Below are 22848 nucleotides of genomic sequence, written 5' to 3' on the forward strand. Positions count from 1 at the left end.
ATTTCGACTTAGTCGACTTATTTATCAGTGAAAATCCACTTAATCCACTAAAATCCGTGTGCTATTAAAATATGAATTATTTCACATCCAAAATCTTCTCCAAAACACCATTCAACTCAATCAAATCGGCTTCTGTACTTTTAAATGTTTTTCGTTGTCGTTTGATGAGTAAAACTGCTTTTTCAATAATAGTGATATCTTTTCCGGTTTTTTGATGTACTTTTTTGATGAAATCATCATCTAAATTTTGTGTATCAATTAAATAATCTTGTCTAATTTTTTCAAGGAAATAGATGATTTTCTTTTCCATGATGGTGTCGTGATTTCCTTCCTGAAAGTATAAATTGCCGATTGTTTTGGTAAAATCTACGGTCGTGTTTTCTAATGGTTTTATGATTGGAATAATCCGTTGTTTTCGTTTGGCATTGAAAATCATAAAGATAATCATTCCGATTAAAAATAAATACCACGCCCATTTTAGTCCTTCATTACTCAAAATAAATCGCATTGGCGAATCGGAAACAGAACTATTATAGGTTTTGTTTGGATACCAAAAAACATTTCCTTTTGGAATGTATGACAACACTTTTTCTGCATATTGATAATTTCGGTCTTTCAACAAATAGTAGTTTGTGAAGGCGAAAGGTTGCGTATGGAGATAAAAATTACCATTTCCGTGCGGAACTTTGATGAAATTCACATAGGTTGAATCGTTGGTTTTTTGATAGCCCAAAACAGTAGTTTTTAACGTATCAAAAGAAGAGAAATGATAACCGGAAACACCCATTTTCATTTGATATTCTTTATCGTCCAGCTTTTTATTGGCTAAGGTTACTTCAATACGATCTTCGAAATAATGGTTTTGAGTGTCAAATTTTAATGAATCCAGTAGTTTTTGAGAAAAAGAACTCATGCTCAAAAAAGCATCATTTCCGTGCGATACAAAGTATAGAATTTCATCGGTTGATGATTCGTCTATGTCATAATAATTATCAATCGTCAAAAATGCACCTTTGATGGTATAGGTATCTACTAATGTATCATAATCATAATTTGCATCAAAAAATTCATACGGAGTTACACGAATTTCGTTAACCGAATCACCTTTGAAATAGTTGTCTTTTTCCTCTTGAAAAATCTTCAATCCAAACGGGATTTTCGATTTGATATCAAAACTTGGCATCCAATTGATGGGTCGCGGACGATTAGCATCAACAAAAATTATCAATGCCATTACAGCAACTAAAAAAACAATATATATTTTTATCGTTCTGCTCATTAGATGGATTTGATGATTTTTTCAAAAGCGGTTTTTGCTTTTTCAAAGGTTTGTTCGTCTAATTCAAATTCGCCATACCAAATGTAATTGTAGAGATAGGAAACATATTCAAAATCAGCTTTTAATGTTTGCTCTTTTATTTCATACAAATAGTCTGAATTTGTTTTTTCAATATCCCATTCAATCAAATTTTTATCGCTCATTTTTTTCAAAAGCCATAAGTAATAATAGCGAATGCTTAACCGTTGTTCTCCTGATTTCAGAGTCTCTTTGATAAGTTTTTCAAAATCAACTAAGTGAATATTTTTCTCAATATCTTCATAATGAATCACTTTTTTGTCGGATGATTTTCCAAAAATCCATTGTCCTTCGCCATTCATAATTGATTTTACAATTAAATAAATTACAAAAATGATAAGTAAAACCGCCAGCGATTTTATAAGAATGTCGACAACTTTCCCAGAAACAGTATCGCTACTCAAATTAAAAAGATTTTTGAAAAAATCAGCTAACCATTGTTTAAATCGATCCCACCAATTAGATTCTTTTACAGCTTGTTCATAAATGTATTCGTTGTCTTGATAGTTGTCTTTAAAATTTTCTTCAAACGTTCTGGTTTCAAGATTTGAAGAATCTATTTTGATATCTTTTTCTGTGAAAATTATCTTTTCTTCAGCAACTTCTTCATAGGTCAATGTATCTTGCGAAAATGAATTTAGGCAAGTGAGTAGAAAGAATATGTAGAGGAATTTATTCACTATCAGTTCCAATCAAATCAATATCGCTCAATGTGTTTTTGTTTTCGTTTTGTTCTCTCAAACTGTAATAAATAATTCCGTTGTTAACGACTAATAAGTTGTTTAAAATATAACTAAACAACATCGCTAAAAACATAAAAAGAACCATCATGATTGATAAAAAAGATAATGATTCTTCTTGTGAATTTCCGTTTTCAAGAGATGTAAACATACTTGCAATTCCAATTATATAAGGAACCATCGAAAAAATAGTGATGACAATTTGAATTATAAAATACATCACTACAGTAGAACCAACAATAGGCCAAAAATTTTGTTTCAGTTTTTCAAAACCTTTTCCAAGAGCATCAAAAACACCAATTTCTGAGTTCATATATTCATAGAAACTCAATTGGACAAAAGCTAAAAGAGCAGGAACCAATATAAGAGCTAAAACAAATCCGATTAAAATGAACATTAAGGCAAAAACCAATCCCATAATAATCAATCCGGCGGTAATACTTAATAGAAAAATCACCAAAAAGAAAATAACAATTTTACCAAATTTTGATTTTAAATCGGCTACAATTTCTTTGGTTTCAAAATTGTTTCCTTTTTTCTTTTCGTATAAATTCATATAAATTACCGGAAAAGCATAATTGATTAATGAAATAAACATAATCAGAAGAAAGAATAGCAAAAAAACACCTATTATCAAACCGATGTTGTTATTGAAATAATCTTCTAAAAAATTAGGTGCAGCTACACCAATGTTTGCAAACATCATTTCAAAATATACTTTAAACACAAAGTAGGTGAGTACCATTAGCAATATCAAAAGTGTTCCGTTAATGATAAAATAATTTTTAAAAAAATGTTTTCCGGTTACTTTAAAAAATGTAAACGTGTCGCTGATGTAATCGCTAAAATTTCTTTTTTTGAAAAGTTGAAACATAGTTTTATGGTTTTAATTGAAAAGTTTTCATTTTTTGGTGAACGATAAACGGGAAAATTAAAAAATAAAAGGAAATGATACTTAACGTTCCTAAAATGATTACCACATTGAGCCAGTTGGGCATTTCTAGTGAATATCGAGTAACGAAACCTTCTAAAAACCCAGCGGCAATAGTAAACGGTATAGTGCTTAAAAATATTTTTAATCCGTTTTTGAAACCAATCTTGAAAGAATTTATTCGTGAATATGTTTTTGGAAATAGGATAGAAGCTCCTAAAATAAATCCTGCTGCAGTTTCAATTACAATGGCAAAAATTTCCATGGAACCATGAATCCATATGCCTCGGACACTTTCCCAAAAAACGCCTTCTTGATAAAAAAAGTATTGAAATGAACCAAGCATGATACAGTTTTGAAGCATAATAAAAAAAGTGCCAACACCGCAAAATATTCCCCAAATGAAACATTGAGCTCCCACATAAAGATTGTTCATCGTGATGGCTATAAAACCGCCCCAATTGCTTCCGCTTTTGTAAACGGCGACCGGATTTCCATCTTTTATATTTTCTAAGGTCATATTAACATAATTATCACCAAGAATGAGTCGAACAAAATCAACATCATATTTGGCGGAAATCACACCAATTCCAGTACATAAAAAGAATAAAACAAAGGCATAAACTAAATATCTTCTGTATTCATAAACAACCAATGGTACTTCGGTAGAGAAAAAATAAACAATTCTATTTTGCTCTGTTCGCTTGGTTTTATAAATCTTTTGATAAATTTGCGAAGCAAGGTGATTGAGGTAGATAACCGTCTTACTTTTAGGGTAATAGGTTTGGGCATACGATAAATCATTGACTAAATGGATATATAAACTAGCCATTTCATCGGGATTTTTCTTAGCTTTACCAAAAATAGCTTGTTCAAATTCGAGCCATTTTGCTTTATTTTGCTTTATGAATGCAACTTCTCTCATGGTTTGCTAAAATATAAAATATGTCAGAATTATCCATAACAACAACACAAAATGTTACTATAAATTTTTCAGCGGCTTCTGTTGGACACAGAATGTTAGGCTATTTGCTTGATTTACTGGTGAAAGCGGCTTATGCTGTGGTGATTTGGAGTATCTTTTTTTATTACCTCGGAATAAACCAACGAATGCTTGGCCTAGACAATTGGTCTTATTATGCCATTATTATTGTGGTATATTCTCCGGTTATATTTTATTCGCTCATTTTTGAAAGTATTTTGGAAGGACAAACAATTGGAAAAAGATTGTTGCAAATGAAAGTTGTTAAAATTGATGGTTATCAAGCTTCATTTGGCGATTATTTAATGCGATGGTTATTTAGAATAATTGATGTGAATATCAGTTGGGGAGTTGTAGGTTTAATTGCCATGATTACCAGTACAAAAACGCAACGATTGGGCGATATGACTGCCGGAACTGCTGTGATTAGTTTGAAAAACGATATCAATATTAATCACACTATTTTAGAAGAGATTGATACTGCTTATGTACCAACTTATCCTTTGGTAATTAAGTTAAGTGATAACGATGCACGCATTATCAAAGAAACATTTAATGTGGCTGTAATGAAAAGAGATTTTTCCACGTTAATTAAACTTCGCAATAAAATTGAAGAAGTAACCGGAGTTAAAAATATTTCCGGAAGCGATACTGAGTTTATTAGAACTGTTTTAAAGGATTATAGTTTTTATACGCAGAACATGTAGTTTTATTTCTTTGTCCGAAAGTTCAAAATCATATTTCGGATGAAATAAAATATTCCTGCAAACAATAAAAAAAGAATTATTTTTAAGATTAGATTTATCCAAAAATAATCAGGTAAAAAATCTAAATCCGAATACATTGTCCAAGTACTGGGCAAATAATCCCTGTGAAATGAGGTTATAATGATAACTATTTTTTCAAATGAAAATATAAAAAAGAAGCTGAAAAGAATTCGGAAAAGCCAATTCTTTTGAATCTTTTTTATTCTCAGTAACTGGGTCATTCCAATCCAAAATAGAGGTTGTAACCAAAATCCAATCCAATATTTTCCGAACATTCTGTTTAGTAAATAAGTTCTACTTTCTACATCTGTAAATGAAATAAAAATAGCTATTGTCCAAACTACAAAATAGATAATTCCTAAACAGATAATCAGTTTACAAACTTCATTGTCAGTTTTGTACAGAATTTCCTTTTTTGTAAAAATTGATAGTATTAAGTATAAAATTGAATAAATTCCAAACGAAATAAAAAAATCATTTGAAATGATAAAAAGTAAATAATTTAAATTTTGAATCATCCTTTAGATTGCTGAAATTATTTAATAAGCTTGAACAAACATATAAAAATAAAAAGAACTTCTACCTTTGCAGCCAATCTAATGAATTATTAAAATGTTTCATCTCCTCGACGTTATCGGAACTATGGCTTTTGCAATTTCCGGTGTTTTAACTGCTTTGAATAAAAAACTCGATCCTTTTGGGGTATTTATCATTGCTTTTGTAACAGCCGTTGGTGGTGGAACATTGCGTGACGTACTCATTGGAAGAACACCCGTGGGTTGGATGCAAGATTTGACGTATGTGTATATGATTTCGCTAGGATTTTTTTTAGCACTTATTTTCAGAAAAAAATTAGACCGATTACGAAAATCACTTTTTCTGTTTGATACGATTGGTTTGGGAGTTTTTACGCTAATCGGGTTAGAAAAAGGAATTGAAATTGGTTTACACCCTATTATTTGTATTGCATTGGGAACAATGACTGCATGTTTTGGCGGAGTAATTCGAGATATTTTATGCAACGAAATTCCAATTATTTTTAGAAGAGAAATTTATGCCACCATTTGTATTATTGGTGGAATGGTATTCTTTTCTTTAAAATATTTTAATTTGAATAATGATGTTTTGTATTTAGCAACTTCGCTAGTAATCATCACCATTCGTTTAATGGCTGTAAAATTCAAATGGTATTTGCCAACCGTTGGAAAGGTTTAACGGGTAATATATAAAAAGCCTTGCATTGGTTTTGGATAATCCGGATCATTTAGAAACAGAAGATAAAAGTAAGTTCCGTCAGATGAAATATCATTACTCCATTTCACATCTTCGGTAACTTCGCCACGCCAATCTTCGGTGTTTTGATTTCCTTTCCAAAGTAATTGTCCCCAACGATTATAGATTTCTATTTGAAAATTCAAAAAAACATTTCGTAATCCATCAATAAAAAAGTAATCGTTAAAACCGTCTTCGTTAGCTGAAATAAAATTGTAAACAGTTGGCAGACAATTTTTTACTTCTAAATCAACCGAAGTTATTGATGAACATGGATCGGTTTCTAATCTGATATACAATTTTTTAGGTGTTTCGGTTTGATAATTTGAAAGTGTAGAAATTGCATTGTTATCTAATTCTGCATCAGTAAGATTTTCGTGAAAGCTAATTTCACCTTCATAGGTTTGAGCTAGTTCATTTGCCAATGTTTCTAAATCAAATGAACCGCTTCCAAAGCCTTCATTACAAGAAATAAAAGGCTCAATTGGTGGCAATTGAATAGAGACAGACAAATTCACTTCAGTACTAAAATCATTGTTTTCTTCGTTAGTTTCAAGAATAATTCCTGTTCCGTCGCCACTATCATCAACCGAGAAAGTTAGTTGAAATGGAGAAGAAATGGTGGTTGGAATTTGAATAACAATAGAATTAGATTCACTTTGATTTTGAGTAATTTCAATTGTTGTAAAGGTTGTGCCGACCAAAATATCATTTGCATAAATGGCAATGGGTGTATTAATTGGCAACGAATTGTTAGAAATTGTATTATAAACTGTATAATCAACTTCAATTTCACGACTACTACATTCTGTTTGAACCCAATCAATTTCAATGCTGGCATCAATTGATTCTGTTGTAAATTTCGTTAAAACGGTATTAATTAAAACAAAATCACCACCAGACGTTATTCTAATATCTGCCATAGTATCGCCAATGTTAACAAAATCATCTAAAGTAAATATATCTATATCCATATTATACAAATCAGAACTACCTGTAATTGTATTTGTACTATTAAAAATTCTGTTAATCGGATTCAGCGGTAACTCTTGCACAATATTGCCATTAATTCGGATGTTTTCATTGATTTGATGAGCGGTATCACCTTCCCAAGCTAAAAAACCAATTTTAGAATTTAAGTTGTTGGTTATTAGTAAATTATCTAACACAAAATCGATTTCAGTAGGCAAACCTTCTAAACCATCATAAAGATTAATTTGATTGATGGGAAGACTGTCTTCTTCATAAATAATTACGATGGACCAACCGCTAAAATTTGTTCGGAACGGAAAATGTTGTAGCAAAGCAGCCGAAATTTCAATATCTGCAAAAGTGTAAGTTCCGTTCCCATTTTCTTGAATAAGCTCAGTAATATCTGTAGATGCAGCAAAAAAGTCAAATGTTGACCCAAAAATTAATCGAGAGTGGCTAAAGGTTCTTTCTGCCGAAATTTCTGTGCCATTTAACGTTATATCAAAATCTCCAGTACCTGATCCAGCCCAATATAGATAAGCTTTTAGAACGGTTTGTTGTGGACTTAAATTTAGCTCGGCACTAGACTGGGTAAAAAAGGTAAAATTAGACGTCGGATTATTTTCTTCTGTGTTCAACGTATTACCAATCAAAGTAAAATCATATCGTCCGCTAAACTGCTGATAGAAAGTTACATCTTGAGCCATTGCAGAGAATACAAAAAATTGTAACCATAATAACAGAAAATAATTGTATTTTCGTTTCATATTGAATCTTGGTCTTGAATTGGGTTTTAAAGATACTATTTTTATTGATTAAGATTAAAAATTAACAAAAGTTCGTGCAAAATTATACAGTAAGAAAATATAGTTCAACTGATTTTTTACCTTGGAATGATTTTATAAATCAAGCCAAAAATGCAACTTTTTTGTTTCATCGTAATTTTATGGAATACCATCAAGATCGATTTGAAGATTATTCATTAATCATTGAAGACGATAAAAATTGGATTGCCGTTTTTCCAGCAAATAGAGTAAATCAAGAAGTTTTTTCGCACCAAGGTTTAACCTATGGTGGTTTGATTTTTAAGGATGATTTGAAATTAGAAAAAGTAATTTTAATTTTTAAATCACTTTTAGAACAACTTTATAAAAGTGAAATCAGTAAATTGGTTTTAAAAGAGATACCATCAATTTATTGTGATTTTTTTTCAGATGAAATAAAGTACGCTTTATTTTTAGCAGAAGCAAAATTGATTCGTAGAGACACACTTGCTGTAATTGATTTATCAAAAAAAATGCATTTATCTAAAGACAGAAAAGAAGGTGTAAAAAGAGGTTTTAAAAATAAATTGGAAATTAAAGAAGAAAATGATTTTTCAGCTTTTTGGAATACTATTTTAATTCCTAATTTATTGAATAAACATAATGCTAAACCCGTTCATTCATTAGAGGAAATTACGATTTTAAAAAGTAAATTTCCTAACAGGATTAGACAATTTAATGTTTATAAAGAAAATGAATTAGTTGGAGGAACAACAATTTTTGAAAGTAAAAATGTAGCTCATTCGCAATATATTTCGGCAAATTTGTTTAAAAATGATTATGGAACATTAGATTTTTTACATCATTATTTACTTACAGAAGTATTCATAGATAAGAAGTATTTTGATTTTGGTATTTCGAATGAAGAACAAGGGAAAAAGTTAAATGGCGGACTATCGTATTGGAAAGAAAGTTTTGGTTCTAAAATTTTAACGCAAGATTTTTATGAAGTTCAAACTAAAAATTATTCCAAATTAACGGAAGTAATTCTATGATAAAATTTTTCGATTTAAAAAAAGTCAACCAACGCTATGAAACTGCTTTCCATGAAAAGTTAGAAGAGTTCATGCAACGAGGTTGGTATATTTTAGGTGATGAAGTCAAATTATTTGAAGAAAATTTCGCAAACTATTGTCATTCTAAATATTGTATTGGAGTTGGTAATGGTTTAGATGCGTTAGTTTTGATTTTTAAAGCCTACATCGAATTAGGAAAACTGAAAAAAGGAGACGAAGTTATTGTTCCAGCCAATACTTATATTGCAAGTATTTTATCAATTTTGCAAGCCGATTTAGTTCCTGTTTTAGTTGAACCAAAATTAGAAACTTACAATTTAAATCCGGATTTAATAGCTGAAAAAATCACTTCAAAAACCAAAGCCATTCTAGTCGTTCATTTATACGGACAATTGGCCGAAATGGATAAAATTGAAGCGATTGCAAAGCAATATAATTTGTTGGTTATTGAAGATGCAGCTCAGTCGCACGGAGCCCATTACCCATTACCCATCAGCCAATATCCAACAGCTTACAGTTTTTATCCTTCCAAAAATCTTGGTTGTCTAGGCGACGGAGGAGCTGTGGTTACAAATAATGATGAATTGAATAGAGTAATCAGAGCCATGCGAAATTATGGTTCCGAAAAAAAATATGTGAATGATTTTATCGGGATAAATTCCCGATTAGATGAAATTCAAGCTGCTTTTTTGAATGTGAAATTAGCCTATTTAGATGATGATAATCAAAAGCGAAGAGAAATTGCCAATCGTTATTTAACTGAAATAAAAAGCGATAAAATTACTTTACCTTTTTATGATGGTTCAGCCAATCATGTATTTCATTTGTTTGTTATTCGTACAGAAAACAGAAATGAATTACAGGAATATTTAAAAGAAAACGGAATCGAAACGATGATTCATTATCCAATTCCGCCACATCAACAAAAAGCATTGAAAGAATTTAATACGTTATCTTTCCCAATTACAGAAAAAGTTCATCGTGAGGTGTTGAGTTTGCCGATGAGTCCGGTGTTGACGGAAGAGGAAGTGAGTAGAATAGTTCATTTACTAAACCACTATTAATTGAAATTTTTAAAAGATATAGTCGGTGCTGCTTGGTTCAAAATATCTTCGTTGAACAGTTTTGCTATACTTTTAAGAATCGGATTGGGACTAGTAATTTCAAAAGTGTTGGCTATTTATGTTGGTCCTGCCGGAATGGCTTTGGTTGGAAATTTACGCAATTTTCAAACCTCTTTGGAAAGTTTTGCAACGCTGGGTTTTCAGAACGGAATTATAAAATATACGGCACAATTTAAAGAAGATAACGAGCAATTTAAGAAGTTAATTTCAACAGTAGCTATTACAATTTCATTGTTTATATTACTTTTAGGAGTTGGATTGTTTATTTTTCGAGAAGCAATTGCATCCTATTTATTTAGTTCAGAAAATGAATATGAGATAATAATTAAAGCCATTATTTTTAGTTTACCATTCTACGGTTTTTCTCTTTTTTTCAGTTCTTTAATCAATGGTTTAGAAAAATACAAAAAAGTAGTTTACATCTCAATCATTGGAAACATAATTGGATTCGTTTTTTCTTTGTTTTTAGTTTTTAATTATAATGTATTAGGAGCTTTGTTAGCGATGGTTTTAGCTCCAACAACTAATTTTTTTATAGCTTCATTTTTTGTTTTTAAAGAAATTAAGTTATTCCAATTTATTCGATTAAAATTTTTTGATAAAAAGATTCTTAAAAACTTAAGTTCTTATTCGGCAATGGCACTTTTTTCAGCGATTACCGGACCAATGATTTATATTTTTTTACGAAATCATTTAATTGATACTTCTGGAATTGATAATGCAGGTTATTGGGAGTCAATGAGCAGAATTTCAAGTTATTACATGCTTTTTGTTTCCTCTTTGATGAGCATGTATTTTCTGCCACAACTCGCCGTTTCAAATAAAGAAGAAACCAAATTAATTTTTCGAAATTATTTTAAAACAATTGTTCCCGTTTTTTTTGTTGGAATTGTGCTAATTTATTTCAGTAGAAATTTAATTATTTCAATTTTATTTACAAAAGAATTTCAACCGGTTTCGGAGTTGTTTTTATGGCAATTACTAGGCGATTTTTTCAAGGTTTGCTCCTGGATTTTAGCCTTACATTTTCTGGCAAAAAGACAAACATTTGCTTATTTTGTTACCGAAATTTTTTCGTATTCATTGTTAATTATAACAGGATATTTTGCGATAAACTTGTATAAAGCGGAAGGAGCTGTAATTGCATATTCAATAACTTATTTTTTATATTTTATCTTATTAGTTATCTATTTTAGGAAATCAATTGTTTAGTTTTTTATAAAATCATAAGGAAATATGCTCTTTAATTCAGTTGAATATTTTGTCTTTTTTTCATTGGTTTTTGCCATTTATTGGTCGATTTCCAAGAAAGTGAGCGGGCAAAATATTTTTCTTCTCATAGTGAGCTATTTTTTTTATGCGTGCTGGGATTGGCGATTCTTAGGATTGATAATTTTTTCTACGTTACTTAATTATAGTGTTGCGATTTTAATTGAAAAGTTAGAAAAACACTCAAAATCGCTTTTAATTTTCGGATTAATTTTCAATTTGGGAATTCTTTTCTATTATAAATATTTCAATTTTTTCATTGAAAGTTTTCTCACTCTTTTCAGTTTTTTTGGTTCTACAAATCAATTTAATACGCTAGAAATTATTTTGCCAATTGGTATAAGTTTTTACACTTTTCAATCGATTGCCTATTTAGTTGATGTGTACAAAAAGAAAGTAAATTCAGAAACTAACTTAATTACCTTTTCCGTTTTCATTGCTTTTTTTCCACAATTAGTTGCCGGTCCGATTGAAAGGGCTCAAAATCTATTGGCACAACTCAAGCAAAAGAAAATATTTGAGTATAAAATGGCTTCAGACGGAATGAAACTAATTCTATTGGGTTTGTTTGAAAAGGTCGTCATAGCGGATAATTGTGCTGCAATTGTGAATACTATTTACCAAGATTACGAAAATCAATCGGGTAGTAATTTGATGTTGGCTGCAGTTTATTTTAGCTTCCAAATTTATGGAGATTTTTCAGGTTATTCTCATATAGCAATTGGCAGTGCTAAACTTTTAGGAATCAATCTGGTCAGTAATTTTAATTATCCTTACTTAGCAAAAAACATGGCCGACTTTTGGCGAAGATGGCATATTTCGTTCTCAAATTGGCTCAAAGAATACATTTATTATCCGCTTGGCGGAAGTAAGTTTGGCGAATTTATGATGATTCGAAATCTTGTAATCGTTTTTCTTTTAAGCGGATTATGGCACGGTGCAAGTGTGAATTTTATTATTTATGGCTTTATTCAAGCGATTCTTTACATTACATTGATTTATTATAGAAAATATGTAAAAGATAAGCTTCAATTTTTAAAATCAGATTTTTTACTGCTTTCAATTTTAGGAACTTTTACTGCTTTAACCCTTGCACGAGTATTTTTTAGAGCAGAAAGTTTTGATCAAGCAAAAAGTTATTTGAGCATATTATTTTCAGAAAGCTTATTTACAATTCCAACCATTTCAAAAGGTTTATTTTTGTTATTAGTTTTGATGATGTTGGCAGAATATTTTCAACGAAACCGGAGCCATTTATTTGATTTATCATTTATAAAATCTGTCAACGTAAGATATGCTATTTATCTAGTACTCATTTTTGTTGTTTTTTACTTTAAAGGAGAATCGCAAAAATTTATTTATTTTCAATTTTAACATGATTCAATTTCTAAAAAAATATAGTCCGTTTTTTGTTTTGCTTTTACTAGTTTGGTTATTGCTGGAATTATTTTACAGAAATGTCCCAAATAATTATTCGTATAAATATAAAAATGTAGTAAAAAGCAAAGACAATATTGAGCTTTTACTTTTGGGTAATTCGCATGTTTTGTATGGATTAAATCCTAATTATTTTGAGAAAAAAACATTTAATTTATCTAATATTAGTCAAACTTTATATTTCGATAAATTACTTTTTGATTCCTATCATTCTCAATTCACTAATTTAAAAACTGTTGTAATTTCTGTAGAATACACCAGTTTATTTCAAGTTGATGATTCCGGTGAAGACATTTGGAGAAAATATTATTACCATCATTTTATGGATTTGGATGTTCCAACTGTTTCTAATTTAAGTTCAAAAACATATAGTGCTTCGTTGATTAATAGCTTTCAAACATCTGTTCGACACATCAACACCTATTTTACAAAAGGAACTATTTTAGATGTAGATTCAACCGGTTTTGGATATAATTATAATAAAAAAGATCGAATTTTAATTTCATCAGTTGCAAATTCAATCATCAATAAACATGAAAATCAAGTTGATGATATTTCTGAGAATGTCAAAAAAATTGAAGATATAATTCAGATTTGTAAACAAAAAAAATATAATGTAGTTCTTTTATCAATGCCTGTTTCTAAAGATTATTCCAGTGGAATTAATCAAACCAAAAAACAACTAGTTTTTAAAACGCTTAAGTCTTTAGCAAATAAAAATGACCACGTTTTTTATCTAAATTTGTTTGAAGATAATCGATTTTCAAATAATGATTTTTATGATGCAGATCATTTGCATTCGGATGGAGCAGTAAAATGTTCAAAAATTGTAAGTGAATTTGTTTCCAATTTATGATTGCCAAACGTTCAAATATTTTTTAGCAATCTTTACATAATTATGCTCCTTTTCAATAAAATCCCTCGCATTTTTTCCAATTCGGATAATTTCTTGAGGGTTTTCAATTAAAAATGATAACTCTTTTACCAATTCATTCACATCCGGCAAAGCATTGATAGCAACTCGTTCCGTTAATTTATAATAATCAACAAATTCTTGTTCAGCACCCGTGAAAACAACTTTTCCTTTCGCCATGGCTTCCAAAGCATTATAACCTTGATCGTAGGCATAAACTTGGTCTAAAATAATGTGAGCTTTGTTATACAATGAAATGTATTGTTGATAAGGAATATTTTCAGTGATGATAATTTCTACTTTATCATCATATTTTTCTTCAATTATTTTTAACGTTTCTTCAAAAAAATGAATGCCTTTTTTGATAAAACTCAACCGATTAATTCCCAGAAAAATAATCACTTTCTCATTAATTTTTAATTCAGAAAAATTTATTTTGTCTGTATTGATTGGGTTTGGAATAAAATTTACTTTGTAATTCATCTTTTCCATCGGAATTTTATAATCCAAATCAGAAACTATAATTGAATTTACATTCTCTTTCAACCAATTAAAAACTTTTTCATAATTGGGTTGGACATATTTTAATGAAAAATTGTACTGATTTTTTAAAGATGAATCATTCAAATACGGACTCAAAATGGAATGTTTCATTTCGTTTTTTAACAGATATTCAATTACCGGAGTTTCATCGCCACAAACCAAAAGAGAAAATTTCTTGTTTTGTGAAAATAATTTTTTATAAAAGAATAAAGAAATGGTAGGATTGAGTTCTAAAGCATCAGAATTTATCAATTGAATATGATCAAATCCTTTTAATTTTGGTAAAATTAAATAAAATCGAATGGCTCTTTCAATTTTTTCAAAATCAAATTTAAAAAATCGTCTCAGGCCATTTCTCAATTTTCTAGTGAACCAAAAACTTGAAAAAAAAGTTGCTTTAACTGAAAGATCACTTTCAAAATTTTTAAAATCATCGCCACTGCTCACAATAATTACTTTGTGACCTAATTTTTGTAACCCTTCTTTTAGGGAATTATGCAAACGGCTGTATTCTCCAACTAAAAGTATTCGCATTAATGAAGATGAAATTTTTATATTTGTGTAAATATAAAACAAATTGACAAACCAATTTACGCAGGACGATTTGGAAATAATTATTTCAACGATGAACCAAACGTCGTTGGATTTTTTGATTCCGATGTTTCCGATGAATCATTTCTCTGAGTTTTCTATTTTAATCATCAATCAAACAACGGAAAATAAATTATTATCATCTCAATTTGAATCGGTTAAGGTGGTTAATTCATTTGAAATAGGATTATCTAAAAGTCGTAATCTAGGTATAAAAAATGCCTCAAAATCAATTATTATTTTAACCGATGATGATGTGGTTTTTGCAGATGATTTCGTCAAAAAAATCATCAATTCGTTTACTAATTATCCCAATCAAAACATACTTCGGTTTCAGGTTCAATCACTTGAAAAGAAGTTTTTAAGAAACTATCCAACAAATTTCATTAAAAGTTTGAATAAATTTGAGGTGTTAAACACGATGTCGGTAGAACTTGTTTTCAGAAAAAGTGTTTTTGATAAGACAACTATTTTGTATGATGAAAACTTCGGATTAGGAGCAAAATTTGCGATTGGAGAAGAAAATTCACTTTTGTTAGATTTTAAAAAAGAAAGTGTAACAATTGGTTATGTTCCAGAAGTTTTATGCTATCATGATGAAAAACATTCGTCGATTATTTTGAGCAAACATGAAATTTATTATTATTCTGGAGCTTTTTTTTATCGTAATTTTGGCTCAACTTATAAATTTTGGATACTTTTAAAATTATTTTTTGAATTGAAACAAAGAAAAATTTCATTTTCTGTTTTATCAAAATTATACAAACAAGCAATTTTAGGAAAAAATGAATATAAAAAAATCAGTAACTAATTGTGAACTAATTTCAATTCCAAAAATTCCTGATACACGTGGAAATCTATCGGTAATAGAAAATGATTTAATTCCGTTTGAAATCAAACGAGTTTATTATTTATATGACGTACCTGCAGGAGCAGAGCGTGGCGGACACGCACACATTGAGCAAAAAGAATTTTTAATCGCTCTTAGCGGTAGTTTTGATGTGATTTTAAATGATGGACAAACAGAAAAAACGATAACTTTAAACAAGCCGTATGAAGGATTATTAATTAGTGAAGGAATTTGGCGTGAACTCAAAAACTTTTCTTCCGGTTCTGTTTGTTTGGTTTTGGCTTCAGCGGTTTTTGAAGAAGAAGATTATATTCGAGTTTTTGAAGATTTTTTAGAGTCAAAAGTATAATGTTTTGGCTTTAAAAGGAATTGGAAATTGTTTTAATTAGTACATATGAAAATTTTATATATTTCTACAAGAATCGATGGTTCAGGAGGATTACAGCGAAGTCTTTCTGTTCGGTTGAATTATCTTGCTGAAATGAATTATGAAATTTATCTACTTACCACAAATTCTGAAAATCGACCTATCTATTTTCCTTTGGATAATAGAATTATTCATATTGAAAGACAAAATGTTTCTGATTTATTTATTTATAAGAAACTAATTCAATCTTCTTATAATGAAATAAATCCTGATCTGGTTATTGTCACTGATAACGGACTCAAAGGCTTTTTAATTCCTTTTTTAATTCCCGAAAATGCTAAAACAGTTTATGAACTTCATTCAACCAAAGACCAACTTATTACTGATAATAACAAACTTTTAGGAATTCTCGGGATTTCTAAAATTTTAATAAGTATTTCTTCAAAAAAGTTTAGTGCTTTTATAGTGCTTTCCAAAAATGAAGCTCGAAAATGGAATTTAAAAAATTTGTATGTGATTCCGAATCCGATTACAATTCCAAATTCAAAACAAAGCTCTCTGCAAAATAAAAAAGTTATTTTTGTTGGAAGGCTAAAACTAGTGAAAGGAGTTGATTTTCTTATTCAAATATGGGATAAAGTAAATCAAAAACATCCTGATTGGACTTTGGAAGTTTATGGAGAAAAATTTCCTGAATTTGATATTCAGAAAACAATAAATGAAAAAGGGTTAGGTAATTCTATTTTTGTGCATGAGCCTGTTTCTGAAATCGAAGAAAAATATTCCGAGGCTTCAATTTTTTTGATGACTTCTCGAATTGAACCTTTCGGACTGGTTTTAACAGAGGCGATGAGTTGCGGACTTCCTTGTGTTTCATTTGATGCTCCAACAGGACCTTCATCAATTATAGAAAATGATCATAATGGATTTTTGATTTCTTGTTTTGATATTGAATTATTTTCCACCAAAGTGATAGAACTCATTGAAAATGAAAATTTACGCATTCAAATGGGAAAAAACGCAAAACAAAGTAGCGAGAAATACAATCGAGAAAAAATTATGCAGCAATGGATCATGCTTTACAATAAAATCATTAATTAGGTTTTTGATAAATTCCAACCAAGTAATCTGAAGGATTGCCTCTTATAAATTCATCTTCTAAATCGAATAACTTTTGCATTATTTTCTCTTTTTCAGAATCAATTTCAATAAAATTATAAGCAATATCTTTAAAAACGCCCATTAAAATATTTCCTCCAATTGGTTTTTCTTCAAGAATTGTAAAATGTTTTCTGATGGAAGGTAAAATTTGACTTGACTCTACACATTCTGAAGGATCTGCAACATACATTCGCAGCAGTCCACTTCCATAAAATTTGTTTTTATAAATAGTTGTTCCGCTTCGTTTTCTGTATTTTTTATCAATAAGCTGAATCCCTTGGTTAATCACCTTAATCTGATCTGCAGTAAATTGAAGTTTATCAGGACCAACATATTCATTTATCATTAATTTACCTTCTTTTTTCAGGCAATATTTAACTTTTTCAGACAAAAGTTTGTCAATGTCTTTAAAATGATGAAGGGAAGAATTGAAGATTACTAAATCGAAAGATTCTTTTTGAAAATCATACTTGTACAAATCTGTGCATAAAAACTCAATATTTGTTAAGTTTTTTGAATTTGCAATTTCTTCTGCTTTATTCAATAGACTTTTTGCAATATCAACGCATACTATTTTCTCAAATTCAGAATGTTTGGCTAAATCTAATTCCAACTTACACGAACCTGTTCCTAAAGATAAAATTGTTAATCCTTTTTTATCCTTAAAATATTTTTGAAAAAAATAATCTTGAAAATTTATTTCTGTATTTCCACTAACCAAAAAACACCATCTTTTATAAATGTAAGGAATAGTCCACCAATTTGAAGTTTTATCTCTTGGAGTATCAAAAGCACTTAAAGTTCTCAAGCGATCGTTAAATGTAAACTTCGACAAAATAAATGCAAAACCTCTTTGTTTTAATTTACAATATGTTTCCACAAAATCATCAATTGTAATAATACGAGCTAATTTCATGTTTTTTGTTTTGAATTTAAAGAACAAATATAACCTAAACGATATAAATCAAAATAATGTAGGTTAGGATTCTTGCTGAGTATATTCGATTTTAAAAAAGCTTTTGACAAATAAAATGCTATAGCAACCGGTTTATCAAGATAATATTTCTTTAATTTTTTATATGCTTTTAAAAGAGGATTCAACGAGTCAATTCCTTGTTTGTCAGCTAAAAATTGCTTTCTAGAGATCACACTTTGTAACGACTTTTCAAAAAAAACTTCATTGCTTTCTAAACCAAGATGATAAATTGAATTATCAATGTGAAGAGGAGTAATTTTCTTTGAAAAAAGTTGATAGGCAAAGTAAATATCCATACCATACAATTTTTCATTTTCAGTGTAATTTAATTCTAAAAATAATTCCTTTTGAATTAGCATATTACCTGAAAAAACAAATAGAAAAGGTTTTTCAGTTCTAACAGAAACAGGTTTTTCTTCTCTTTGTTTTCCGTATTTATATCGTAATATTTTTGAAGCTTCCGAAAGATTATTTTGGTATTTATAACCGCCAAATACTACAAAATTTGAATCGTTTAGATAGTAAATGTATTTTTTTATGAAGGTTTCATTTTCCGGAATAACATCAGCATCTAAAAACAAAATCCAATCAAATTTTGCTTTTTGGGCTAAGATTTGTCTGGTTTTAGTGCGACCCAAATTTTTTTGGTTTACTTCGTAATAACAATTTGTAAATGAAGAAATTGTTTTATTTTGAACAATATAATTTTCAGAGGAACAATCTTCTAAAACAATAATTTCAAAATCAATTTTTTCCGAAATGCATTGTTGGTGTAAAGTATTTACAAGATTTTCAATAAAATAGTTATATGTCGGAATCAGGATAGAAATCATCTAAACCGTTCTTTGTACCACCTCAAAAATAGTACTATCTTCACATTTCAATGTTTTCGATGGGAATTTCATAATCAAGGCATAATCATGCGTACACATAATAATCGTTTTACCGTTTTGGTTGATTTTTCGCAATACTTCCATCACTTCCACACTGGTTTGCGGATCAAGATTTCCTGTTGGTTCATCGGCTAAGATTAATTCCGGATCGTTTAACAAAGCTCTGGCAATGGCAACGCGTTGTTGTTCCCCACCCGAAAGTTGATGTGGCATTTTGTGAAGCATTGATTTCATACCCACTTTTTCCATTACTTCATCAATCTTTTGTTTCATTTCGGCTTTTTCAATCCAACCGGTTGCTTTTAGAACAAATTCTAAATTCTCAAAAATACTTCTGTCTGGTAACAATTTAAAATCCTGAAAAACAATCCCGATTTTTCTTCTCAAATACGGAATATCTTTTTCTTTCAATTTAGCTAAATCAAAATCTACAATCGAACCTTCGCCTTCGATCAACGGCAAATCGGCGTAAAGCGTTTTCATAAAACTACTTTTTCCGGATCCGGTTTTTCCAATCACATAAATAAAATCTCCACGGTTTACTTCCAAAGAGACATTTTTTAAAATCATGTTTTGTTCCTGAAAAATATTGACGTTTTTTAAAGAAGCGATCGTATTCGACATAAATTATAATTTAAGTGGTAAAAGTACTAAGTTAACGATGGTTTTCAAAATTTTATTTTATTTCATTCATAAAACTCAACTTTCAAACCAGTAACTCGTAACCCGAAACTTTAAGAATTGTTTAAAACCTTGTTCATAATAAACACAACCATTACCTCGTTACTACACAAAGCAAACCCTAAATTTGTAAATTAAACAAAACTGAATCCCATGCAAAAGAAAAATTGGTTTATTTTCCTATTTTGGATAACGGTAAATTTCACCGCTTTAGCCCAAAAAACAGAAATTTATACTCATGACTTAAAAGAGTATAATCGTGCCATTGAATTATACAAAGAAAAACAATATCAATCGGCTCAAATTATTTTCAAGAAAGTAAGTGAAGAAAAGGCTGATGACGAAGTGCAATCAGATTGTGCCTACTACATCGCCAATTGTGCCATTCGCCTTAATCAACCGAATGCCGATTTGTTGATGGAGAAATTCGTAGCGGATTATCCAACCAGTTCCAAACACAATCAAGCATACATCGAAGTTGCTCATTATTATTTTGATGAAGGAAAATTTCCGCAAGCGTTGCAATGGTTTGAAAAAGTTGATGAAAGCAATTTAACAGCCGGTGAACGTGAACGATTTAATTTCCAAAAAGGATATGCCAATTTTACCGGAGGAAAGAAAAAAGAAGCGACTAGTTATTTCAATAAAGTTGTAAATTCTAAAGAGTATGGTTCGCAAGCAAAATATTATTTAGGGTATATGTCGTATGAAAAAGACGATTACAAAGTAGCCAACGAATATTTTGAACAAGTAGAAGGCGAGCAGAAGTACAAAGAAAAAATGTCGTACTACCAAGCAGACATGAACTTTAAACTCGGAAATTTTCAAAAGGCAATCGATTTAGGACTTGCTGCGATGGCAAAAAGTGATGCTATGGAAAAATCAGAGTTAAACAAAATTATTGGCGAGAGTTATTTTAACTTAAAACAATATGACAAAGCCATTCCTTATTTGAAAGATTATAAAGGAAAAAAAGGAAAATGGAGCAATACTGATTATTATCTTTTCGGATATTCCTATTACAAACAAGGTGATTATGAAAATGCGATTAATCAATTCAATAAAATTATCAATGGAAATGATGGTGTTGCTCAAAATGCGTACTATCATTTAGGGGAAAGTTATTTAAAAACAGACAAAAAACAACAAGCGTTGAATGCGTTTAAAAATGCTTCGGAAATGGAGTTTGATTTAAAAATTCAAGAAGATGCTTTTTTAAATTATGCAAAATTGAGTTACGAAATCGGAAATTCATACCAAACCATTCCGGGTGTTTTGTCTGCTTTTTTAGAAAAATATCCAAACAATCCAAACAAATTAGAAATAGAAAATTTGTTGATTAATTCATTCATCACTTCAAAAAACTACAAAGGTGCGTTAGAATTAATTGAAAAAAATAAAAACTTCTCGAACAAAGCGGCATATCAAAAAGTTACTTTTTATAGAGGTTTAGAATTGTACACGGATGGCGATTTTACGGAAGCCATGAAAATGTTTAAAAAATCCATTGCCGAACCAAGAGATCCAAAATTCACCGCTCGTGCCACTTTCTGGAAAGGGGAGACCGAATATGTTTTGGATAATTTTGCCGATGCGATGTTGACTTTCAAACAATTTACTGGTTTTGCAGAAGCTAAATCAACTCCGGAATACAAAAACATCAATTACAACATTGGTTATACACATTTCAAGTTGAAAGAATATGAACAAGCTGCAACCTATTTTCAAAATCATATTGATGCCGTAAAAGACGATAAAGTTCGTTTGAACGACAGTTATTTGCGAATGGGTGATAGTCATTTCGTATCTGCTAAATACTGGCCGGCAATGGAAGCCTACAACAAAGCAATCGAGTTAAAAGGTGTTGATGCCGATTATGCTGCCTATCAAAAAGCATTGAGTTACGGTTTTGTAAACAGAAATGACAAGAAAATTGAAGATTTGAATTTATTCCTAAAAAGTTATCCAAAATCGCAATACCGTGACGATGTTTTGTTTGAATTAGGAAACACCTATACCAATAACAACAAGTCTGATTTGGCTTTAAAAACATATGATCAGTTGGTTAATGAATATAAAAACGGTTCGTTTGCTGCGAAAGCTATTTTGCGTCAAGGTTTGATTTATTACAATGACAATAAACCGCAATTGGCCATTACAAAACTGAAAAAAGTAGCTGCAGAATATCCTCGAACTCCGGAATCGTTAGAAGCAGTGAACACAGCTCGTCAAATTTATGTGGATACCGGAAATGTAAATGAATATGCCGATTGGGTAAAAACATTGGATTATGTAGAAGTTTCCGATGCCGATTTGGACAATACTTCGTATGAATCTGCAGAAAAACAATATTTGCAAAACAACCCAAAAGGAGCTATTACCGGATTTAGTAATTATGTTACTCGTTTTCCCAACGGAATTCATTCGCTAAAAGCTAACTTCTATTTGGCACAATTGTATTTTGCTGATGGGTTAGAAAACAACGCCATTCCGCACTATGAATTTGTAGCTTCCAAACCAAGAAGTGAATTTACAGAGCAAAGTTTGGCTCGTTTAACCGAAATTCATCTCAAGAAAAAAGATTATGTAAAAGCTATTCCAGCCTTAAAACGTTTAGAAGCCGAAGCCGATTTCCCTCAAAATATCACGTTTGCACAATCTAATTTGATGAAATCGTATTACGAACAAAAAGACTATACTAATGCGGTTTTGTATGCCGATAAAGTTTTAGCCAATCCAAAAGTAGATGACAGAATAAAAAGTGATGCTCAAATGATTGTTGCTCGTTCTGCCATCAAAACCAATGATGAAGTGAAAGCAAAAGCAGCTTATGCAAAATTACAAACCATTGCAAAAGGTGAATTGGCTTCTGAAGCACTATATTATGATGCTTATTTTAAAAACAAAGAAGGAAAATATGAACCGTCTAATGATGTAATCCAAAAATTAACAAAAGACTATTCGGGTTACAAATATTTTAGTGCAAAAGGATTGGTATTGATGGCGAAGAATTTCTATTCTTTGAATGATAGTTTCCAAGCAACTTATATTTTAGAAAGTGTTATCAAAAATTTCACTGATTATACAGATGTAGTGGAAGAAGCACAAAAAGAATTAGATATCATTAAAGCCGAAGAATCAAAACGCAATTCATCCATCCAAAACTAATTTATTACAAAAAT

20 protein-coding genes are annotated in these 22848 nt (G+C 30.0%); 11 read left to right on the forward strand and 9 right to left on the reverse strand.

The features are described 5' to 3' along the window. Nucleotides 1-76: 76 nt before the first annotated feature. The 4 genes from AC23MC_RS11270 to AC23MC_RS11285 are packed head-to-tail and all read right to left on the reverse strand — an operon-like array spanning nt 77 to nt 3953. Entirely contained in the window at nt 77-1279 is a 1203-nt protein-coding gene (locus AC23MC_RS11270; protein ID WP_487568449.1) for a DUF4350 domain-containing protein, read from the reverse strand. Then, a complete protein-coding gene (locus tag AC23MC_RS11275) occupies nt 1279-2037 on the reverse strand; it encodes a DUF4129 domain-containing protein (RefSeq protein WP_487568448.1) in 759 nt (252 codons plus the stop codon). Before AC23MC_RS11275 ends, AC23MC_RS11270 begins: the two co-directional genes overlap by 1 nt. After that, nucleotides 2030-2971: a hypothetical protein gene (locus tag AC23MC_RS11280; RefSeq protein ID WP_487568447.1), complete on the reverse strand. Its 942-nt coding sequence runs from the start codon at nt 2969-2971 to the stop codon at nt 2030-2032. The genes AC23MC_RS11275 and AC23MC_RS11280 overlap by 8 nt, the downstream gene beginning before the upstream one ends. Before the next feature lie 4 nt (nt 2972-2975). Further along, complete coding sequence (locus AC23MC_RS11285) at nt 2976-3953, reverse strand: stage II sporulation protein M (RefSeq protein WP_487568446.1); 978 nt, start codon at nt 3951-3953, stop codon at nt 2976-2978. Between the two features lie 20 nt (nt 3954-3973). Between AC23MC_RS11285 and AC23MC_RS11290 the strand changes: the two genes are divergently transcribed. Then, nucleotides 3974-4717: an RDD family protein gene (locus AC23MC_RS11290; protein ID WP_487568445.1), complete on the forward strand. Its 744-nt coding sequence runs from the start codon at nt 3974-3976 to the stop codon at nt 4715-4717. Between the two features lie 672 nt (nt 4718-5389). Continuing rightward, nucleotides 5390-5992 carry a trimeric intracellular cation channel family protein gene (locus AC23MC_RS11295; RefSeq protein ID WP_487568444.1) on the forward strand — a complete coding sequence of 201 codons (603 nt, stop codon included), beginning with the start codon at nt 5390-5392 and terminating at the stop codon, nt 5990-5992. Here AC23MC_RS11295 and AC23MC_RS11300 read toward each other — a convergent pair. Next, entirely contained in the window at nt 5989-7788 is a 1800-nt protein-coding gene (locus AC23MC_RS11300; protein WP_487568443.1) for a T9SS type B sorting domain-containing protein, read from the reverse strand. The genes AC23MC_RS11295 and AC23MC_RS11300 overlap by 4 nt on opposite strands. Nucleotides 7789-7862: 74 nt before the next feature. Between AC23MC_RS11300 and AC23MC_RS11305 the strand changes: the two genes are divergently transcribed. Genes AC23MC_RS11305 through AC23MC_RS11325 form a run of 5 tightly spaced genes read left to right on the forward strand, consistent with a single transcriptional unit; the run spans nt 7863 to nt 13547 of the window. Next, nucleotides 7863-8840: a GNAT family N-acetyltransferase gene (locus AC23MC_RS11305; RefSeq protein WP_487568442.1), complete on the forward strand. Its 978-nt coding sequence runs from the start codon at nt 7863-7865 to the stop codon at nt 8838-8840. Continuing rightward, a complete protein-coding gene (locus tag AC23MC_RS11310) occupies nt 8837-9925 on the forward strand; it encodes a DegT/DnrJ/EryC1/StrS family aminotransferase (protein WP_487568441.1) in 1089 nt (362 codons plus the stop codon). The genes AC23MC_RS11305 and AC23MC_RS11310 overlap by 4 nt, the downstream gene beginning before the upstream one ends. Further along, nucleotides 9926-11197: an O-antigen translocase gene (locus tag AC23MC_RS11315; protein WP_487568440.1), complete on the forward strand. Its 1272-nt coding sequence runs from the start codon at nt 9926-9928 to the stop codon at nt 11195-11197. 24 nt (nt 11198-11221) lie between these two features. Continuing rightward, nucleotides 11222-12628 carry an MBOAT family O-acyltransferase gene (locus AC23MC_RS11320; RefSeq protein ID WP_487568439.1) on the forward strand — a complete coding sequence of 469 codons (1407 nt, stop codon included), beginning with the start codon at nt 11222-11224 and terminating at the stop codon, nt 12626-12628. A gap of 1 nt (nt 12629) precedes the next feature. Further along, nucleotides 12630-13547, forward strand: a complete 918-nt coding sequence (locus AC23MC_RS11325; protein WP_487568438.1) for a hypothetical protein — start codon at nt 12630-12632, stop codon at nt 13545-13547. On the opposite strand, the gene AC23MC_RS11330 is transcribed toward AC23MC_RS11325, so the two are convergent. Further along, nucleotides 13542-14681 (reverse strand): glycosyltransferase family protein, encoded by a 1140-nt coding sequence (locus AC23MC_RS11330; protein ID WP_487568437.1) that lies wholly within the window; start codon nt 14679-14681, stop codon nt 13542-13544. The two genes, AC23MC_RS11325 and AC23MC_RS11330, sit on opposite strands and share 6 nt — an antisense overlap. 43 nt (nt 14682-14724) lie before the next feature. Here AC23MC_RS11330 and AC23MC_RS11335 point away from each other — a divergent pair, with 43 nt between their 5' ends. Genes AC23MC_RS11335 through AC23MC_RS11345 form a run of 3 tightly spaced genes read left to right on the forward strand, consistent with a single transcriptional unit; the run spans nt 14725 to nt 17056 of the window. Then, complete coding sequence (locus AC23MC_RS11335) at nt 14725-15549, forward strand: glycosyltransferase family 2 protein (RefSeq protein ID WP_487568436.1); 825 nt, start codon at nt 14725-14727, stop codon at nt 15547-15549. Further along, on the forward strand, nt 15524-15937 hold the full coding sequence (locus AC23MC_RS11340) for a sugar 3,4-ketoisomerase (RefSeq protein ID WP_487568435.1): 414 nt from the start codon (nt 15524-15526) through the stop codon (nt 15935-15937). The genes AC23MC_RS11335 and AC23MC_RS11340 overlap by 26 nt, the downstream gene beginning before the upstream one ends. Nucleotides 15938-15982: 45 nt before the next feature. Further along, complete coding sequence (locus AC23MC_RS11345; protein WP_487568434.1) at nt 15983-17056, forward strand: glycosyltransferase family 4 protein; 1074 nt, start codon at nt 15983-15985, stop codon at nt 17054-17056. Here the strand turns inward: AC23MC_RS11345 and AC23MC_RS11350 are convergent. From AC23MC_RS11350 to AC23MC_RS11360, 3 genes are read right to left on the reverse strand one after another with little or no spacing between them, the layout of a single operon-like run. Then, on the reverse strand, nt 17049-18032 hold the full coding sequence (locus AC23MC_RS11350) for a class I SAM-dependent methyltransferase (RefSeq protein WP_487568433.1): 984 nt from the start codon (nt 18030-18032) through the stop codon (nt 17049-17051). The two genes, AC23MC_RS11345 and AC23MC_RS11350, sit on opposite strands and share 8 nt — an antisense overlap. Continuing rightward, on the reverse strand, nt 18029-18925 hold the full coding sequence (locus AC23MC_RS11355; RefSeq protein ID WP_487568432.1) for a glycosyltransferase family 2 protein: 897 nt from the start codon (nt 18923-18925) through the stop codon (nt 18029-18031). The genes AC23MC_RS11350 and AC23MC_RS11355 overlap by 4 nt, the downstream gene beginning before the upstream one ends. Then, nucleotides 18926-19609, reverse strand: coding sequence for a cell division ATP-binding protein FtsE (locus AC23MC_RS11360; RefSeq protein ID WP_487568431.1), 684 nt, complete (start codon nt 19607-19609; stop codon nt 18926-18928). It abuts the gene before it with no gap. A 210-nt stretch (nt 19610-19819) separates the two neighbouring features. Between AC23MC_RS11360 and AC23MC_RS11365 the strand changes: the two genes are divergently transcribed. Then, the gene (locus tag AC23MC_RS11365) at nt 19820-22834 is read left to right on the forward strand and encodes a tetratricopeptide repeat protein (protein ID WP_487568430.1); all 3015 of its coding nucleotides are present in this window, start codon (nt 19820-19822) and stop codon (nt 22832-22834) included. The last annotated feature ends 14 nt before the right edge of the window (nt 22835-22848 follow it).

This window comes from Flavobacterium sp. T50_26 (assembly GCF_057652995.1).

Excerpts from the sequence above, each read along its gene's own strand:
- AC23MC_RS11295 (WP_487568444.1), top strand. The coding sequence starts at position 5,390 with ATGTTTCATCTCCTCGACGTTATCGGAACTATGGCTTTTGCAATTTCC.
- AC23MC_RS11340 (WP_487568435.1), top strand. The coding sequence starts at position 15,524 with ATGAATATAAAAAAATCAGTAACTAATTGTGAACTAATTTCAATTCCA.
- AC23MC_RS11345 (WP_487568434.1), top strand. The coding sequence starts at position 15,983 with ATGAAAATTTTATATATTTCTACAAGAATCGATGGTTCAGGAGGATTA.
- AC23MC_RS11310 (WP_487568441.1), top strand. The coding sequence starts at position 8,837 with ATGATAAAATTTTTCGATTTAAAAAAAGTCAACCAACGCTATGAAACT.
- AC23MC_RS11360 (WP_487568431.1), bottom strand. The coding sequence starts at position 19,609 with ATGTCGAATACGATCGCTTCTTTAAAAAACGTCAATATTTTTCAGGAA.
- AC23MC_RS11325 (WP_487568438.1), top strand. The coding sequence starts at position 12,630 with ATGATTCAATTTCTAAAAAAATATAGTCCGTTTTTTGTTTTGCTTTTA.
- AC23MC_RS11330 (WP_487568437.1), bottom strand. The coding sequence starts at position 14,681 with ATGCGAATACTTTTAGTTGGAGAATACAGCCGTTTGCATAATTCCCTA.
- AC23MC_RS11290 (WP_487568445.1), top strand. The coding sequence starts at position 3,974 with ATGTCAGAATTATCCATAACAACAACACAAAATGTTACTATAAATTTT.
- AC23MC_RS11355 (WP_487568432.1), bottom strand. The coding sequence starts at position 18,925 with ATGATTTCTATCCTGATTCCGACATATAACTATTTTATTGAAAATCTT.
- AC23MC_RS11300 (WP_487568443.1), bottom strand. The coding sequence starts at position 7,788 with ATGAAACGAAAATACAATTATTTTCTGTTATTATGGTTACAATTTTTT.
- AC23MC_RS11350 (WP_487568433.1), bottom strand. The coding sequence starts at position 18,032 with ATGAAATTAGCTCGTATTATTACAATTGATGATTTTGTGGAAACATAT.
- AC23MC_RS11280 (WP_487568447.1), bottom strand. The coding sequence starts at position 2,971 with ATGTTTCAACTTTTCAAAAAAAGAAATTTTAGCGATTACATCAGCGAC.
- AC23MC_RS11320 (WP_487568439.1), top strand. The coding sequence starts at position 11,222 with ATGCTCTTTAATTCAGTTGAATATTTTGTCTTTTTTTCATTGGTTTTT.
- AC23MC_RS11365 (WP_487568430.1), top strand. The coding sequence starts at position 19,820 with ATGCAAAAGAAAAATTGGTTTATTTTCCTATTTTGGATAACGGTAAAT.
- AC23MC_RS11270 (WP_487568449.1), bottom strand. The coding sequence starts at position 1,279 with ATGAGCAGAACGATAAAAATATATATTGTTTTTTTAGTTGCTGTAATG.
- AC23MC_RS11285 (WP_487568446.1), bottom strand. The coding sequence starts at position 3,953 with ATGAGAGAAGTTGCATTCATAAAGCAAAATAAAGCAAAATGGCTCGAA.